Origin of the sequence: Microbacterium sp. F2E (assembly GCF_020905435.1) — a bacterium.
GTDB classification, from domain to species: Bacteria; Actinomycetota; Actinomycetes; order Actinomycetales; family Microbacteriaceae; genus Microbacterium; species Microbacterium lacticum.
In genome coordinates, this window is sequence record NZ_JAJJIB010000008.1 from 18633 (window position 1) to 35404 (window position 16772).

The 16772-nt window shown below is 69.8% G+C and carries 13 protein-coding genes and 1 pseudogene; 4 read left to right on the forward strand and 10 right to left on the reverse strand.

What is annotated here, in order from left to right; all coding sequences use genetic code 11:
• Positions 1-6: 6 nt before the first annotated feature.
• Genes zwf through pgl form a run of 3 tightly spaced genes read left to right on the forward strand, consistent with a single transcriptional unit; the run spans position 7 to position 3283 of the window.
• Complete coding sequence (gene zwf / locus LOK55_RS07740; RefSeq protein ID WP_196322854.1) at positions 7-1557, forward strand: glucose-6-phosphate dehydrogenase; 1551 nt, start codon at positions 7-9, stop codon at positions 1555-1557.
• Entirely contained in the window at positions 1554-2495 is a 942-nt protein-coding gene (locus LOK55_RS07745; RefSeq protein ID WP_196322855.1) for a glucose-6-phosphate dehydrogenase assembly protein OpcA, read from the forward strand. The genes zwf and LOK55_RS07745 overlap by 4 nt, the downstream gene beginning before the upstream one ends.
• Before the next feature lie 8 nt (positions 2496-2503).
• Entirely contained in the window at positions 2504-3283 is a 780-nt protein-coding gene (pgl, locus tag LOK55_RS07750) for a 6-phosphogluconolactonase (RefSeq protein ID WP_196383954.1), read from the forward strand.
• Between the two features lie 55 nt (positions 3284-3338).
• Here the strand turns inward: pgl and LOK55_RS07755 are convergent, their stop codons facing one another.
• From LOK55_RS07755 to uvrA, 10 genes are all read right to left on the reverse strand, one after another.
• Positions 3339-3695, reverse strand: a complete 357-nt coding sequence (locus LOK55_RS07755) for an RNA polymerase-binding protein RbpA (RefSeq protein WP_141378758.1) — start codon at positions 3693-3695, stop codon at positions 3339-3341.
• A complete protein-coding gene (secG, locus tag LOK55_RS07760; protein ID WP_196322857.1) occupies positions 3695-3943 on the reverse strand; it encodes a preprotein translocase subunit SecG in 249 nt (82 codons plus the stop codon). Before secG ends, LOK55_RS07755 begins: the two co-directional genes overlap by 1 nt.
• Before the next feature lie 123 nt (positions 3944-4066).
• A complete protein-coding gene (tpiA, locus tag LOK55_RS07765) occupies positions 4067-4849 on the reverse strand; it encodes a triose-phosphate isomerase (RefSeq protein WP_229934917.1) in 783 nt (260 codons plus the stop codon).
• Positions 4849-6066 carry a phosphoglycerate kinase gene (pgk, locus tag LOK55_RS07770; RefSeq protein WP_229934918.1) on the reverse strand — a complete coding sequence of 406 codons (1218 nt, stop codon included), beginning with the start codon at positions 6064-6066 and terminating at the stop codon, positions 4849-4851. The genes tpiA and pgk overlap by 1 nt, the downstream gene beginning before the upstream one ends.
• 9 nt (positions 6067-6075) lie before the next feature.
• Positions 6076-7086 carry a type I glyceraldehyde-3-phosphate dehydrogenase gene (gap, locus tag LOK55_RS07775; RefSeq protein WP_196383959.1) on the reverse strand — a complete coding sequence of 337 codons (1011 nt, stop codon included), beginning with the start codon at positions 7084-7086 and terminating at the stop codon, positions 6076-6078.
• 134 nt (positions 7087-7220) lie between these two features.
• Complete coding sequence (locus LOK55_RS07780; protein ID WP_229934919.1) at positions 7221-7850, reverse strand: superoxide dismutase; 630 nt, start codon at positions 7848-7850, stop codon at positions 7221-7223.
• Positions 7851-8005: 155 nt separating this feature from the next.
• A complete protein-coding gene (gene whiA, locus LOK55_RS07785; protein WP_229934920.1) occupies positions 8006-8983 on the reverse strand; it encodes a DNA-binding protein WhiA in 978 nt (325 codons plus the stop codon).
• A gap of 41 nt (positions 8984-9024) precedes the next feature.
• Positions 9025-9900: an RNase adapter RapZ gene (gene rapZ, locus LOK55_RS07790; RefSeq protein ID WP_308066650.1), complete on the reverse strand. Its 876-nt coding sequence runs from the start codon at positions 9898-9900 to the stop codon at positions 9025-9027.
• A 69-nt stretch (positions 9901-9969) separates the two neighbouring features.
• Entirely contained in the window at positions 9970-11949 is a 1980-nt protein-coding gene (gene uvrC, locus LOK55_RS07795) for an excinuclease ABC subunit UvrC (RefSeq protein WP_229934921.1), read from the reverse strand.
• Positions 11949-14876, reverse strand: a complete 2928-nt coding sequence (gene uvrA, locus LOK55_RS07800; RefSeq protein WP_229934922.1) for an excinuclease ABC subunit UvrA — start codon at positions 14874-14876, stop codon at positions 11949-11951. Before uvrA ends, uvrC begins: the two co-directional genes overlap by 1 nt.
• A 73-nt stretch (positions 14877-14949) precedes the next feature.
• Between uvrA and LOK55_RS07805 the strand changes: the two are divergent.
• Positions 14950-16764, forward strand: a pseudogene (locus LOK55_RS07805) (catalase); the annotation flags it as partial.
• Positions 16765-16772: the final 8 nt, after the last annotated feature.

Below are 16772 nucleotides of genomic sequence, written 5' to 3' on the forward strand. Positions count from 1 at the left end.
ACACCGATGACTGTCGAGATCTCGCGCGGAGTGAACCCTCTGCGCGACCCCGATGACCGCCGCCTGAACCGCATCGCCGGTCCGAGCGCGCTGGTCATCTTCGGCGTGACAGGAGACCTGTCGCGCAAGAAGCTCATGCCCGCCGTCTACGACCTCGCCAACCGCGGCCTGCTCCCCCCGGGCTTCGCGCTCGTCGGGTTCGCGCGGCGCGACTGGGAGGACCAGGACTTCGCCGAGGTCGTACACGATTCCGTGCGTCAGTACGCGCGTACGCCCTTCCGCGAGGAGACGTGGAAGCAGCTGCTGCAGGGGATCCGCTTCGTCTCCGGCGAGTTCGGCGACGCCGACGCGTTCCGCCGCCTGCGGGAGACGGTCGAGAAGCTCGACGTCGAACGCGGCACGATGGGAAACCACGCGTTCTACCTGTCGATCCCGCCGCGTGACTTCCCGATCGTGACGAAGCAGCTGAAGGACTCCGGTCTCGTCGACGACAAGGTGAACAACCCGGATGCCTGGCGCCGTGTCGTCGTCGAGAAGCCGTTCGGCTCCGACCTGCAGTCCGCGCGAGAGCTGAACGCGGGCCTCGAGGCCGCGTTCCCGGCCGACTCGATCTTCCGCATCGACCACTACCTCGGCAAGGAGACGGTGCAGAACATCCTCGCGCTGCGCTTCGCCAACGAGCTGTACGAGCCGATCTGGAACGCCAACTACGTCGACCACGTGCAGATCACGATGGCCGAGGACATCGGCGTCGGCGGCCGCGCCGGGTACTACGACGGCATCGGCGCCGCGCGCGACGTCATCCAGAACCACCTCCTGCAGCTGCTGGCTCTGACCGCGATGGAGGAGCCCATCTCGATGGATGCCTCGCACCTGCGCGCCGAGAAGGAGAAGGTGCTCGCCGCGGTCCGCCTGCCGGAGGACCTGTCCACCGCGACTGCCCGCGGACAGTACGCCGGGGGCTGGCAGGGCGGCGAGGAGGTCACCGGCTTCCTCGAAGAGGACGGCATCAACCCCGAGTCGACGACGGAGACGTACGCGGCCATCAAGCTCGAGATCGGCACGCGCCGCTGGGCGGGCGTCCCGTTCTACCTGCGCGCGGGCAAGCGCCTCGGTCGCCGCGTCACGGAGATCGCGGTCGTCTTCAAGCGCGCGCCGCAGCACCTGTTCCAGCGCAATCAGACGCTCGAGCTCGGCCAGAACGCGCTCGTGATCCGCGTGCAGCCCGACGAGGGCGTCACGATCCGGTTCGGTTCGAAGGTTCCCGGCGCGGCGAATGAGGTGCGCGACGTCACGATGGACTTCGGCTACGGGCACGCCTTCACCGAGTCCAGCCCCGAGGCGTACGAGCGCCTCATCCTGGATGTCCTGCTCGGCGACCCACCGCTGTTCCCCCGTCACGAAGAGGTCGAACTGTCGTGGAAGATCGTCGACCCCGTCGAGGAGTACTGGGCCGCCGTCGGTGGTCCGCTCGAGCAGTACGCCCCCGGTTCATGGGGCCCCTCTTCCGCCAATGAGCTCCTGGCCCGCGACGGCCGCGTCTGGAGGCGTCCATGATCGTCGATCTGCCCGATACCACCGTCTCGAAGATCGCGCGCTCGCTCGTGAGCGTGCGTGAAGAGGGCGGTGCGGTCGCGCTGGGCCGCGTGCTGACCCTCATCATCGTGACGGCCGACGGCCTGCAGGAAGAAGCCATCGAGGCCGCCAACGACGCCTCCCGCGAGCACCCGATGCGCGTCATCGTGCTGATCGCCGATCCCACGGGCGAGCCGAAGCTCGACGCGCAGATTCGCGTGGGCGGCGACGCCGGCGCGAGCGAGGTCATCGTACTGCGCGCACATGGTCCCGCCGCGGCGAGCCAGGAGGGTCTCATCACCGGCCTGCTGCTGCCTGACGCTCCGGTTGTCGCGTGGTGGCCCGATCACCCGCCGGCCTCCCCCTCGACCTCCGAAGTGGGACGTGTCGCGCAGCGTCGCATCACGGATGCGTCGACACCGCCGTTCGCGAAGACCCGGCTCAGCCAACTGGGTGCGACCTACGCACCCGGCGACACCGATCTCGCCTGGACTCGTCTGACGCGCTGGCGTGAGCAGCTCGCCGCCGTGCTGGACCAGCCTCCGTACGAGCCGGTCACGGCCGTCGAAGTCGTGGGCGCCGGCAGCTCCCCCTCCACGGGACTGCTGGCCGCGTGGTTGCGGCTCAAGCTGGACGTGCCCGTGAGCTGGCGCTCGGCTGACCCCGACGAGTGGGAGCACGGCATCCAGTTCGTCCGTCTCACGCGTCCCAGTGGCGACATCCTGCTGCAGCGCAGCAACGACATCGACGCGACTCTCACCCAGCCGGGACAGCCGTCGCACGACATCGTGCTGCCGCGCCGCACCCTGCGCGAGTGCCTCGCCGAGGAGTTGCGTCGGCTGGATCCGGACGTCCTGTATGGTCGAGTGATCACGGAGGGCTGGGAGCTCCTCGGGCCCCCGACCACCACCGAGTCGTAGGAGTCGCGATGGCGCAGCTGTGGACCGAGAAACGTGTCGTGATCAGCCCCGACGCGCAGACCCTGGCTTCCGCTGTCGCCGGGCGTCTCCTCGAGCGGCTCGCGCGCCGCTCAGGCGCGGGGAAGACGAGCCACGTGTTGCTCACCGGCGGCGTCATCGGCACGGCTGTGCTGCGCGCCGCCGGTGCGAGTCCCGCGCGCACGAAGGTCGACTGGTCGACCGTGCACCTGTGGTGGGGCGACGAGTTGTTCCTGCCGGCATCCGACCCCGAGCGCAACGACGTGCGGGCGCATCGCGCGCTGATCGACCACATCGACATCCCGGCCGAGAACGTGCACGCGATGGCGGGCGCCGACAGCGGCGTTGACATGGCGGCCGCGGCCGAAGCGTACGCGGGCGAGCTCGCGATGTTCGCGGCCGACGACCAGGAGTGGCCGTCGTTCTACGTGTGCTTCCTCGGCGTCGGTCCGGACGGCCACATCGCCTCGCTGTTCCCCGACCGCGGTGAGATCCAGTCGACGGATGCCGTCGTGCTGCCGGTCTCCGGCGCGCCCAAGCCCCCGTCGGAGCGGCTGACGCTCACGCGTCCCGTGCTGAACTCAGCGCGGTGCGTGTGGCTCGTCGTCTCGGGCACCGACAAGGCCGCGGCCCTGGGGCTCGCTCTCGCGGGTGCGAGTTATGAGAGCGTCCCCGCAGCAGGCGCGAAGGGCCGCAAGCGCACGCTCTTCTTCGTCGACGAGGCTGCCGCCGCCAACGTCCCGCCCGAGCTCATCGACCAGGAGTTCTGAGTCGAGCCCCACCGGTCGCGCCGGCACTCGATCAACAGTGGGTCGGCGAGGCGGGTCAGGCCTGGCCGCGGCGCTCGCGCAGCTGCTGCAGCGCGTCGTCGAGGAGGGCGTCGGCCTCTTCCTCGGTGCGACGCTCCTTCACGTACGCGAGGTGCGTCTTGTAGGGCTCGGTCTTGGCGACAGCGGGCGGGTTCTCCTTGTCGCGACCGGCGGGAAGGCCGGAGTGCGGCGAGTCGATGACCTCGGGGATCTCCTCCTCGGGAATCCCCGCGGCGAAGTAGCGGACGGTCTCGTTGCCGAGCGCATCCCAGTACGAGATGGCGACGCGGTCGGCGTGGTGGCCGTGATCCTGCTCGCCCATCGGGCCGGCGCCGACACGGGTGCCGCGGATTGCGTTTCCGCCGGTAGCCATCAGATCCCCTGGAACTTCGTGATCAGGCCGAGCGCCACGATCGAGACGAACCACACGAGCGCGAGCACGACCGTGAAGCGGTTGAGGTTGCGTTCGGCCAGTCCCGACGATCCCATCGCCGAGCTCATGCCGCCGCCGAACATGTCAGACAGACCGCCACCGCGGCCCTTGTGCAGCAGGATCAGGAGGGTCAGCAGGAGGCTGGTGATGCCCAGCAGCACCTGCAGCACGAACTCGAGGATGTCCACAGTCGAGAAAGCCTTTCGCGGCGCCCACCGCAGGGCGCACAGGGTACGAGTATACCGGTGCCTCCGACAGGCTCAGGGCCGGCGGGGCTCACGCCCCACCGACCCCGAGCCCATCGAGCGGCGTCAGACGCCGACGTGCTTCTGGTAGCGGATGATCGCGGCGAACTCTTCGGCGACGAGGCTCGCACCACCCACCAGCGCACCGTCGACATCGGGCTCGCGCATGAAGCTCGCGATGTTGCCCGACTTCACGGAGCCGCCGTACAGGATGCGCGTGCGCGCCGCCGCATCCGCACCGAGCTTGTCGGCGACGACCTGGCGCACGGCGGCACAGACCTCCTGCGCCTGCTCGGGCGAGGCCACCTGACCGGTGCCGATCGCCCAGACGGGCTCGTAGGCCACGACGATGTCCGCGTCGGCCGGCACGCCCTCAAGCGCCACCTGCAGCTGCGCAACCGCCACCGCGGTGGGGCCGGACTCCTCACGCTGCTCCAGCGTCTCGCCGACGCAGATGACGGGGACGAGCCCGTGCCTCAGTGCGGCCTGCACCTTGGCGGCGACGATCTCGTCGGTCTCGTGGTGGTACTCGCGACGCTCGGAGTGCCCGATGATCACGTACGCGCAGCCGAGCTTCGCCAGGAACGCCCCCGAGACCTCACCCGTGTATGCGCCCGCATCGTGCATCGAGAGGTCCTGCGCGCCGTGGGCGAACGGGATCTTGTCGGCGTCAATCAGCGTCTGCACCGTGCGGATGCTTGTGTACGGCGGAAAGACGGCGACCTCGACGGAGGCGTCGTCGTGCGCGGCATCCTTCAGCGTCCAGTGCAGCTTCTGCACGAAGGCGACCGCCTGCAGGTGGTCGAGGTTCATCTTCCAGTTGCCGGCGATGAGCGGTGTGCGGGCCATCAGCTCTCCCATCCCAGGACTTCGAGCCCGGGGAGCTTCTTGCCCTCCAGGAACTCCAGACTCGCCCCACCACCGGTGGAGATGTGACCGAACTGCTCGTCGCGGAAGCCGAGCTGACGGACGGCCGCGGCGGAATCGCCGCCGCCGACGACCGAGAGGCCGTCGACCTCGGTGAGCGCCTGCGCGACGGCGCGGGTGCCGCCCGAGAAGGCGGGGAACTCGAACACGCCCATCGGGCCGTTCCAGAACACCGTCGTCGACGAGCGGATCGCCTCGGCGAAGGTCGTCGCCGTGTCGGGACCGATGTCGAGACCCATGCCGTCCGCGCCGAAGGGGGTGTCCTCCAGCGCATCGGCGGGGGCGACGACGTGGTCGGCGTCGGCGGCGAAGCCGGAGGCCATGACCGCGTCGACGGGGAGGATCAGTTCCACGCCCTTGTCGGCCGCCGTCTGGATGTAGCCCTTGACCGTGTCGATCTGGTCGGCCTCGAGCAGGCTCTTGCCGACGGGGAAGCCCTGTGCGGCGAGGAACGTGAACATCATGCCGCCGCCGACGAGGATCTTGTCGGCGCGCGGGAGCAGGTGCTCGATGACGCCCAGCTTGTCGCTGACCTTCGACCCGCCGAGGACGACCGCGTACGGGCGCTCGGGGTTCTCGGTGAGGCGGTCGAGCACGTCGACCTCCTTCTCGATCAGCAGACCCGCCGCCGACGGCAGGATCTCCGCGAGTTCGTAGACCGAGGCCTGCTTGCGGTGCACGACGCCGAAGCCGTCGGAGACGAGGGCCTCGCCGAGCGCGGCCAGCTGCTCCGCGAAGGCGCGGCGCTCACCGGCATCCTTCGCCGTCTCGCCCGGGTTGAAGCGGAGGTTCTCGATCACCGCGACGTCGCCGTCTTCGAGTGCCGCAGCGGCCTCCTGGGCGGAGGTGCCGACCGTGTCGCGCGCGAACGCGACCGGCTTCCCGAGCAGCTCCGAGAGCCGCTGGGCGACCGGTTCGAGGCTGTACTTGGGGTCGGGGGCGCCGTCGGGACGACCCAGGTGCGAGCACGCGATGACGCGGGCGCCCTGGTCGATGAGCTTGTTCAGCGTGGGAAGAGCCGCCCGGATACGGCCATCGTCCGTGATGACGCCCTCTTTGAGAGGGACGTTGAAGTCAACACGGACGATGACGCGCTTACCGGCCAGCGAACCCAGCGAATCGAGGGTACGCAGAGCCATGAGTGAACCTCAGAGCTTTTCGGCGACGAGCTCGGCGAGGTCGACGAGGCGGTTCGAGTAGCCCCACTCGTTGTCGTACCACGCCGACACCTTCACGAGGTTGCCCGAGACGTTGGTCTGGCCCGCGTCGAAGATCGACGAGTGCGGGTCGTGGACGATGTCGGTCGAGACGATCGGGTCGGTGTTGTACTTCAGGTAGCCGACGAGCTCACCCTCCGACGCGGCCTTCTCGTACGCGGCGTTGATCGCCTCGACGGTCAGACCCTCGGTGGGGGTGATGATCGTCAGGTCGACGATCGAGCCCGTGGGGATCGGCACACGGTACGACGAGCCGCTCAGCTTGCCATTGAGCTCGGGCAGCACAAGGCCGATCGCCTTGGCGGCACCGGTCGAGGCGGGAACGATGTTCAGCGCGGCGGCGCGGGCACGGTGCAGGTCGCTGTGCGGGCCGTCCTGCAGGTTCTGGTCGGCCGTGTAGGCGTGCGCGGTCATCATGAAGCCGCGCTCGATGCCGAACGCGTCGTTGAAGACCTTGGCCAGCGGCGCGAGGCAGTTCGTGGTGCACGAGGCGTTGGAGATGATGTTCATCGTCTCGGTGTCGTACGACTCGTCGTTCACACCCACGACGAACGTGCCGTCGACATCGGTGCCGGGAGCCGAGATGATGACCTTCTTGGCGCCGCCCGCGAGGTGCTTGCCGGCGTCTGCGCCCTTGGTGAAGCGACCGGTCGACTCGATGACGATGTCGACGCCCAGGTCGCCCCAGGGGAGGTTCGCGGGGTCGCGCTCTTCGAAGACCTTGATCGACTTGCCGTTGACGGTGATCGAGTCCGCGTCGTACGAGACCTCGGCGTCGAGACGTCCGCCGACGGAGTCGTACTTGAGCAGGTGAGCGAGGGTCTTGTTGTCGGTGAGGTCGTTCACCGCCACGATGTCGAGGTCCGCACCCTGCTCCAGAGCTGCGCGGAGGAAGTTACGTCCGATGCGGCCGAAGCCGTTGATTCCGATCTTGACAGACACGTTGTCTCCCGGTTCTTGTCGCCGCAGCCGCCGTCGGGCGCTCCGCGAAGCGATTGTCTGATGTGAGAAGAGGATGCCGGGTCTCCCCCCATCACCGGGCGGAGACCCGGCATCCTCACCTGGTCATGACACTACTACTTGAGTAGGCCCACCGTCTTGTCGCGAGCCGTCGAAAAACGCTCGGCGACGTTGCCCCAGTTCGCGATGTTCCAGACCGCCTTGACGTAGTCCGCCTTGACATTCAGGTAGTCGAGGTAGAAGGCGTGCTCCCACATGTCGAGCTGGAACACGGGGATGGTGCCCTGCGCCGTGTTCGACTGCTGGTCGAACAGCTGCTGGATGATCAGCTGCTCACCGATCGTGTCCCAGCTGAGCACCGCCCAGCCCGAACCCTGGATGCCGGTGGCCGCCGCCGTGAAGTGGGCCTGGAACTTGTCGAAGCCGCCGAAGTTGTCGTCGATCGCCGCCGCGAGCTCGCCCTCGGGCTTTCCGCCGCCGCCGTCGCTCTCGGGCGCGAGGTTGGTCCAGAAGATCGAGTGGTTGACGTGACCGCCCAGGTTGAAGGCGAGGTCCTTCTCGAGCTTGTTGACGTTCGCCAGGTTGCCCGAATCGCGTGCCTCGGCGAGCTGCTCGAGCGCCGTGTTCGCACCCGTGACGTACGCCTGGTGGTGCTTGTCGTGGTGCAGCTGCATGATCTTGCCGCTGATGTGCGGCTCGAGCGCTGCGAAGTCGTAGGGGAGGTCGGGCAGGGTGTAGGTCGCCATGTTCTCTTCTTCCTGTTCGCGCCGCGCTGCGAACGCGGCGAGGGGACGTTTTCCATCCTATTGAGGTGCGACGCCCTCGTCAGGGGGTTGTTCCCCGGGTGACGGTATGCGACGGCCCGACCGCTCGGGGAGGGGTCGCCAGGCGCGCGGACGCGTCAGTCCTCGAAGCCCTCCGGGACGGCGGACTCGGTGCCGGGGATGCCCTCGGCGGTCGCCTTCTTGTCGGCCATGGCCAGCAGGCGACGGATGCGGCCGGCGACGGCGTCCTTCGTCAGCGGCGGTTCGGCGTGGTGGCCCAGCTCGTCGAGGCTCGCGTCGCGGTGCGACAGGCGCAGCTCCCCCGCCTCGCGGAGGTGCTCGGGCACCTCGTCGCCGAGGATCTCGAGGGCGCGTTCGACCCGCGCGCACGCGGCGACGGCGGCCTGCGCGGAGCGGCGGAGGTTCGCGTCGTCGAAGTTGACCAGCCGGTTCACCCCGGCGCGCACCTCGCGGCGCTGGCGCATCTCCTCCCACGCCTGCGCGGTGCGGACGGCGCCCATCTCGGCGAGCGCGACCCGGATCGCATCGCCCTCGCGCACGACGACGCGCGGCACGCCGCGCACCTCGCGCGCCTTCGCGGAGATGCCCAGCCGGTGCGCGGCGCCGACGAGGGCCATCGCGGCCTCGCCCGACGGGCAGGCGATCTCGAGCGCGGCCGACCGGCCGGGCTCGGAGAGCGTGCCGGCGGCGAGGAACGCCCCGCGCCACACCGCGGCGAGGTCGGGGCGGGCGCCCGTCGTCAGCTTGTTCGGCAGGCCGCGCACGGGGCGGCGGCGCTGGTCGAGGAGTCCCGTCTGGCGGGCAAGGGTCTCGCCGCCGTCGATCACGCGCACGGCGAACGAGCCGCCCGTGCGGCCGCCGGATGCCTGGACGCGGTGGAGCTCGGGGCGCACCCCGTACAGCTCCATGATGTCGCGCGCGACGCGGCGGGCGAGCTGATCGGAGTCGAGCTCGGCCTCGACGGCGACGCGGCCGGCGATCGAGTGGAGCCCACCCGAGAAGCGCAGGATCGCGGTCAATTCGGCCACCCGTGCCGTCGGACGAGGGTCGCGGACCGCGGCCAGCTCGGACTTGACATCGGCGGTGGGCGGCACAGCGATCCTTCGGTGTTCAGGTGGGGGGACGAACGTCCAGCCTACTCGCGTCCGAGGTCGCGATGCTTCACGCGCACTGCCACGCCCGGCACCTCGGCGAGCCGACGGGCGAGCTCGATCGCGGTGACGACCGACCGGTGCTTGCCGCCGGTGCAGCCGATCGCGACGACGGAGTGCCGCTTGTTCTCGCGCTGATAGCCCTCCAGCACCGGGTGCAGGGCGAGCGCGTACGCGTCGATGAACTCGAGCGCTCCGTCCTGCGAGAGCACGAAATCGCGCACCGGCCCCTCCTCGCCGGTGAGTCCCCTCAGCTCGGGGATCCAGAACGGGTTCGGCAGGAAGCGCATGTCGGCGACGAGGTCGACGTCGGTGGGCAGCCCGTACTTGAACCCGAAGCTCATCACCGTGACCGTGTGCCGCGCCTGCCCCTCCTCGCTGAACAGGTCGACGATGCGGTTCGCGAGCTGGTGGATGTTGAGGGCGCTGGTGTCGACGATGACGTCGGCGCTCTCGCGGATCACCGCGACGCGCTCGCGCTCGCGCCGGATGCCGTCGAGGATCGTGCCGTCGCCCTGCAGGGGATGCGGGCGGCGCACCGACTCGAAGCGGCGCACGAGCACCTCGTCGGAGGCATCCAGGAAGAGCACGCGCAGCTGGCCGCCCGTGCGCAGCGAGCTCGCGATCGCCGGCAGCTCGCCGAACAGGTCGCGCCCGCGCACGTCGACGACCGCAGCGATCTTCGGCAGCGCGCCGGCCGCGAGGCCTGTGAGGTCGAGGAGGGGGCGCAGCATCTGCGGCGGCAGGTTGTCGACGACGTACCAGCCGAGGTCTTCGAGGGCGTTCGCCGCCGTCGTCCGACCGGCGCCGGACATGCCGGTGACGATCAGGATCTCGCCGGCCGCCTGCTCTTCATCCACCCCAGTGTTCCCGTCTCTCCCTCGGTTCGGCAGTCGACTCTGCCCGGCGCGAGAGCGCACGGGCACAGCCTACCGATTGGCGAGACGCTGCTCGATCGCGGCGGCGAGCTTCGGGCCGATGCCGGGGAGGGCGGTGATCTCTTCCGCGCTCGCGCGGCTGAGGGCGGCGACCGACCCGAAGTGCTTCAGCAGCGCCTTGATGCGCGCCTCGCCGAGGCCGGGCACCTCGCCGAGCACCGTGGTGATGTCGCGCTTGCGCCGCTTGCGCTGGTGCGTGATCGCGAACCGGTGCGCCTCGTCGCGCAGCCGCTGCAGCAGGTACAGCGCCTCGGAGGTGCGGGGCAGGATGACGGGGTACTCCTCCCCCGGCAGCCAGATCTCCTCCAGCCGCTTCGCGATGCCGCACAGGGCGATCTCGGTGTGCCCGGAGTCTTCGAGGGCGCGCGCCGCCGCCGCCACCTGCGGCGCGCCGCCGTCGACGACGAGCAGCTGCGGGCGGTAGGCGAAGCGCGGCCGCTTGCGCTCGGTGACGACGGGCTCTTCGACGGCCTCCACGACCTCGACAGCCTCGGCCTCCACAGCCGCGGCCACCTCAACGGCCTCCACCGCCTCCACGACCTCCGCGGCCACGACCTCGGCCGCGACGACCTCCGCCGGGTCGTCGCGGTCGACGTGCGCGAGCCGGCGCATGAGCACCTGATAGAGCGAATCGGTGTCGTCGGTGGTCTCGGGCACGCCGAACGAGCGGTACTGGTCCTTGCGCGGCAGGCCGTCTTCGAAGACGACCATGGATGCCACGACGTTCGTGCCCGACAGGTGCGAGACGTCGTAGCACTCGATGCGCAGCGGCGCCTCGTCGAGTCCGAGCGCGAGCTGCAGGTCGGTGAGCGCCTTCGTGCGCGACGTGTAGTCCGAGGTGCGGCGGGTCTTGTGCAGCATCAGCGCCTGCTGCGCGTTGATCGTCGCCGTGCGCAGGAGATCCGCCTTGGCACCGCGCTGGGCGATCTGGATGCTCACGCGCTTGCCGCGTCGCTCCTGAAGCCACTCCTCGAGGTCGGCGGCGTCGCCCGGCAGCTCTGGCACGAGCACCTGGCGCGGGATCTCGCCCGCGCCGGCGCCGCCGTAGGTGCGCTGGAGCACCTGGTCGACGAGGTCGCCCCCCGAGATGTCGAGCTCCTTGTCGATCGTCGTCGCGCGCACGCCGCGCACGCGGCCGCCGCGCACGACGAAGTGCTGCACGGCGGCCGACAGCTCGTCTTCGGCGATGCCGAACAGGTCGGCGTCGGTGTCGCTCGGCAGCACGAGCGCGCTCCGGCTGAGCACGGCGTCGATCGCCTGCAGCCGGTCGCGGTAGACGGCGGCCGACTCGTAGTCCATGGCGGCGGATGCCTCGCGCATGCGCGCCGTGAGCTCTCGCGTGAACCGGGCGTCGCCCCCCGACATGAACGCGACGAAGTCATCCACGATCGCGCGGTGCTCCTCCACCGTCACCTTCATGGAGCACGGCCCGCCGCAGCGGCCGATCTGCCCCGGGAAGCACGGACGGCCCGTCGCCATCGCCTTCTTGTACGAGGCATCCGAGCACGTGCGGATCGGGAACACCTTGATCATGAGGTCGATCGTGTCGTGCACGGCCCAGATCTTCGGGTACGGCCCGAAGTAGCGGGCGCCGGGGATGCGCCGGTTGCGGGTGACGATCACGCGCGGAGCCTCGTCGGCGAGGGTGATCGCCATGTACGGGTAGGACTTGTCGTCCTTGTAGCGCACGTTGAACGGCGGAGAGAACTCCTGGATCCACATGTACTCGAGCTGCAGCGATTCGACGTCGCTGCCGACGACGGTCCACTCCACCGAGGTCGCGGTCGTGACCATGCGCCGGGTGCGCTCGTGCAGCGTGTGCAGGGGCGCGAAGTAGTTCGACAGCCGCGCCCGGAGGTTCTTCGCCTTGCCGACGTAGAGCACGCGGCCTTCCGCGTCGCGGAACCGGTACACCCCGGGCTGGGTCGGGATCTCCCCCGGCTTCGGCTTATAAGGCAGGGCGTTCGCCATCAGCCCGCCTTGCGCACCGCTTCTCGGGCCTCCGCCTCGGCGACGGCCTCGACCGCGACCCGCGAGCGGTCGGCGAGCACTTCGGCGAGGAAGGCGCCGGTGTGGCTCTCGGCGACCTTCGCGACCTTCTCCGGTGTGCCGGTGGCGACGATCTGCCCGCCGCCCGAGCCGCCCTCGGGACCGAGGTCGATGATCCAGTCGGCCGACTTGATGACGTCGAGGTTGTGCTCGATGACGATGACCGTGTTGCCCTTGTCGACGAGGCCGCCGAGCACCTCGAGCAGGCGCGCGACGTCTTCGAAGTGGAGGCCGGTGGTCGGCTCGTCGAGCACGTAGATGCTGCGCCCGTTCGACCGACGCTGCAGCTCGGTGGCGAGCTTGACGCGCTGCGCCTCGCCGCCGGAGAGCGTCGTCGCCGACTGCCCGAGTCGCACGTAGCCGAGGCCGACGTCGACGAGCGTCTTCAGGTAGCGGTGGATCGCCTGGATCGGCTCGAAGAAGTCGGCCGCCTCGGAGATCGGCATCTCCAGCACCTCGGCGATGTTCTTGCCCTTGTAGTGCACGGCCAGGGTGTCGCGGTTGTAGCGCTTGCCGTGGCACACCTCGCAGTCGACGTACACGTCGGGCAGGAAGTTCATCTCGATCTTGATCGTGCCGTCGCCCGAGCACGCCTCGCAGCGCCCGCCCTTGACATTGAAGCTGAAGCGCCCCGGCTGGTAGCCGCGCACCTTCGCCTCGCTCGTCTCGCTGAAGAGGGTGCGGATGCGGTCGAACACACCCGTATAGGTGGCGGGGTTCGACCGCGGGGTGCGGCCGATCGGCGCCTGGTCGACGTGCACGACCTTGTCGAGGTTGTCGAGACCCGTCACGCGCGTGTGCTTGCCGGCCACGCGGCGCGCCCCGTTGAGCTTCGTCGCGAGCACTTCGTAGAGGATGCCGTTGACCAGCGACGACTTGCCGGAGCCGCTGACCCCGGTGACGGCCGTCAGGACGCCGAGCGGGAACTCGGCCGTGACGTTCTTGAGGTTGTTCTCGCGGGCGCCGACGACCGTCAGCATGCGCTTCTTGTCGATCTTGCGCCGCTTGGCGGGCGTCTCGATGGTGCGACGTCCGCTGAGGTAGGCGCCGGTGAGCGAGCGGGGCTCGTCGAGCAGCGACGACAGCGGGCCGGAGTGGACGACCTCGCCGCCCTCGACGCCCGCGCGCGGTCCGATGTCGACCACCCAGTCGGCGGCGTGCACGGTCTCTTCGTCGTGCTCGACGACGATCAGCGTGTTGCCGAGGCTCTTCAGGTGCACGAGCGTCTCGATGAGCCGGCGGTTGTCGCGCTGGTGCAGGCCGATCGACGGCTCGTCGAGCACGTAGAGCACGCCGGTCAGGCCCGACCCGATCTGGGTGGCGAGGCGGATGCGCTGCGCCTCGCCGCCGGAGAGCGACCCGGCCGCGCGGCTGAGGCTCAGGTAGTTGAGGCCCACCTGGATGAGGAAGTCGAGCCGGGCCCGGATCTCGCGCAGCACGGCCGCGGCGATCTTCGCCTCGCGGTCGGTGAGCTCGAGCTCGGCGAAGTAGGTCTGGGCGTCGCCGAGGCTCATGCGCGAGGCATCCGCGATGGAGTGCCCGTGCACGAGCACCGCGAGCACCTCGGGCTTGAGCCTGTCGCCGTGGCAGACGGGGCACGGCACCTCGCGCAGGTACTCGGCCCAGCGCTGGCGCTGCGTGTCGGTCTCGGCCTGCGTGTACTGGCGCTCGATGTAGGGCACGACGCCCTCGAAGCCCGACGAGTAGCGCATCTCACGGCCGTAGCGGTTGCGCCACTTGACCGTCACCTTGTAGTTCTCGCCGCGCAGCACCGCCTCCTGCACGTCGGTCGGCAGCTCGCGCCACGGAGTGTCGAGGGAGAAGCCGAGGTCGTCGGCGAGACCCACCAGCAGGCGCTCGTAGTACTGGTAGAGGCCCTTGCCCTGCGTCGTCCACGGGATGATGACGCCCTCGTTGATCGACAGCTCGTCGTCGCCCAGCATGAGCTCGACGTCGACCGACATGCGCGTGCCGAGACCGGAGCAGGCCGGGCAGGCGCCGAACGGCGCGTTGAACGAGAACGTGCGCGGCTCGATCTCGGTGAGCTGCAGCGGGTGGCCGTTCGGGCAGGCGAGCTTCTCGCTGAAGCTCTGCCAGGCGTCGTCGCCCTCTTCGTCGACGAAGTTCACCTGCATGATGCCGCCGGCGAGACCGAGCGCGGTCTCCACCGAATCGGTGACCCGGCCGAGGATGTCGGGCGCGGCGACCAGCCGGTCGACCACCACGGCGATGTCGTGCTTGTAGCTCTTCTTCAGCGTGGGCGGTTCGGACAGCTGGATGAGGTCGCCGTCGACGACGGCGCGCGCGTACCCCTTGGCCGAGAGCTCTTTGAAGAGGTCGACGAACTCGCCCTTCTTCTGCGTGACGACGGGCGCGACGATCTGATACCGGGTGCGCTCGGGCAGGTCCATCAGCTGGTCGGCGATCTGCTGCACCGTCTGGCGCTGGATCTCGGCGCCGCACTCGGGACAGTGCGGCACGCCGATGCGCGCCCAGAGCAGACGCATGTAGTCGTGGATCTCGGTGATCGTGCCGACGGTGGACCGCGGGTTGCGGTTGGTCGACTTCTGGTCGATCGACACGGCGGGGCTGAGCCCCTCGATGAAGTCGACGTCGGGCCGGTCGACCTGACCGAGGAACTGGCGCGCGTAGGCGCTCAGCGACTCGACGTAGCGGCGCTGCCCCTCGGCGAAGATCGTGTCGAACGCGAGGCTCGACTTGCCGGATCCGGACAGCCCGGTGAACACGACGAGCGAGTCGCGCGGAATGTCGAGGTCGACGTTCTTGAGGTTGTGGACGCGGGCTCCACGGACGCTGAGTTTCGAGGCGGCGACGGGGACGATAGGCACTCCTCAAGCTTAGGCGGGGCCTCCGACATCGGGCCCGCCTTGCGCTCAGGGCGAAGCCTCGCGCACGGGGTAGCCCGCCTCGGCGCCGCCCTCCCTCGACGAGCCGACGACGCCGGCCGGTCCCCTGCCCGAAAAGGCCGACCAGGAGGCTCCCGAGCCACGCACCCCCACCGGGGCGCCGTCGGCGGATGCCGCGCGCGCGAGCGCTCAGCAGGGCGACCGCCTGACGACGGCCCCGGGGCTGCGGCTGGGCGACACCGACCACTCCCTGAAGGCGGGTCCGCGCGGGCCGGTGCTGCTGCAGGACCACCACCTGCGGGAGAAGATCACGCACTTCGACCACGAGCGCATCCCCGAGCGCGTCGTGCACGCACGCGGCGCGGCCGCGCACGGCGAGTTCGTCGCGAACGGCGCCGCCGAGTCGGTGACGCGCGCCGCATTCCTCAAGAAGGGCGTGCGCACGCGGGTCTTCACCCGCTTCTCCGCCGTGCTCGGCTCACGCGGGTCGGCGGACACCGTCCGCGACACCCGCGGATTCGCGACGAAGTTCTACACACAGGAGGGCGTCTACGACCTCGTCGGCAACAACATCCCGGTGTTCTTCATCCAGGACGCCATCACGTTCCCCGACGTCGTCCACGCCGGCAAGCCGCACCCCGACCGCGAGATCCCGCAGGCGCAGTCGGCGCACGACACGTTCTGGGACTTCGTCTCGCTCCACACCGAGGCGCAGGCGCACACCATGATGTTCGAGGGGATCGATCTGCTCGATCCGACGAAGTTCGTGCCCGAGGAGCTCGCCCCGCTGCAGATCGTCGGCACGATGACCCTCACCGCGAACCCGACGAACTACTTCGCCGAGACGGAGCAGGTCGCCTTCCATCCGGGGCACCTCGTCCCGGGCATCGACGTCACGAGCGACCCGCTCCTGCAGGGCCGGCTCTTCTCGTACCTCGATACGCAGATCTCCCGTCTGAGCGGCCCGAACTTCGCGCAGCTGCCGGTGAACCGGCCGCACGCGCCCGTCAACGACATGCTCCGCGACGGGATGCATCAGAGCGCCGCGCACACGGGGGTCGCCCCGTCGCACCCGAACACGCTCGACGGCGGCTGCCCGTTCCACGCCGGCGCCGACGAAGGCGCGTTCGTCGACCTTCCGGTGACGGTGACCGAATCCGTCATCGAGCGGGCGCTGCCGCCGAGCTTCGACGACCACTTCTCGCAGGCGCGCGTGTTCTACCGCTCGCTCACCGAGGTCGAGCAGGAGCACGTGCGGGATGCCTATGCGTTCGAACTCGCCAAGTGCTACGAGCAGGCGATCAAGGAGCGACAGCTGCGCGCGCTCGCGCGCATCGACGCGGACCTGTGCGCCTTCGTCGCCGACGCGCTGGGCCTGGCCGTCCCGGAACCTGCGGAACCTCTGGAGGACGTCGAACCGAGCCCCGCCCTGCGCATGATCGGCGAGACCTGGCCGATCGACGGACGCGTCGTGGCAATCCTGACGGGCGACGAGGTGGATGCCGCGGAGCTCTCCGCCGTCCGGCACGCCGTCGACACCGCGGGTGCGCTGCCTCTCGTGCTCGCGCCGCACGGCGGACTGCTCGGCGAGATCCCCGTGCAGCGCACGCCGTTCACCGCGGCGAGCATCGAGTTCGACGCGCTCGTCGCCCTCGCGCCGTCGGAGGATGCGCGCGTGGTCCGTCTGGTCGATGAGATCTCACGGCAGGGAAAGGCGATCGGTGCCGTCGAGGATGCGGGGGGCCTCCTCGCCTCCGCCGGAGTGGCCACGGATGCTCCCGGCGTCGTCGTGGGCACCGCGACCGAGGTCACGGCCGGCGTGCTCGACGCTCTCGCGGCGCACCGTGCCTGGGAGCGGGTCGCCGGCTGACGCCGGCA

Coding starts and splice junctions, on each gene's coding strand:
- zwf (WP_196322854.1), top strand. CDS start 7: ATGACTGTCGAGATCTCGCGCGGAGTGAACCCTCTGCGCGACCCCGAT.
- LOK55_RS07745 (WP_196322855.1), top strand. CDS start 1,554: ATGATCGTCGATCTGCCCGATACCACCGTCTCGAAGATCGCGCGCTCG.
- pgl (WP_196383954.1), top strand. CDS start 2,504: ATGGCGCAGCTGTGGACCGAGAAACGTGTCGTGATCAGCCCCGACGCG.
- LOK55_RS07755 (WP_141378758.1), bottom strand. CDS start 3,695: ATGGCTACCGGCGGAAACGCAATCCGCGGCACCCGTGTCGGCGCCGGC.
- tpiA (WP_229934917.1), bottom strand. CDS start 4,849: ATGGCCCGCACACCGCTCATCGCCGGCAACTGGAAGATGAACCTCGAC.
- pgk (WP_229934918.1), bottom strand. CDS start 6,066: ATGGCTCTGCGTACCCTCGATTCGCTGGGTTCGCTGGCCGGTAAGCGC.
- LOK55_RS07780 (WP_229934919.1), bottom strand. CDS start 7,850: ATGGCGACCTACACCCTGCCCGACCTCCCCTACGACTTCGCAGCGCTC.
- uvrC (WP_229934921.1), bottom strand. CDS start 11,949: ATGGCGAACGCCCTGCCTTATAAGCCGAAGCCGGGGGAGATCCCGACC.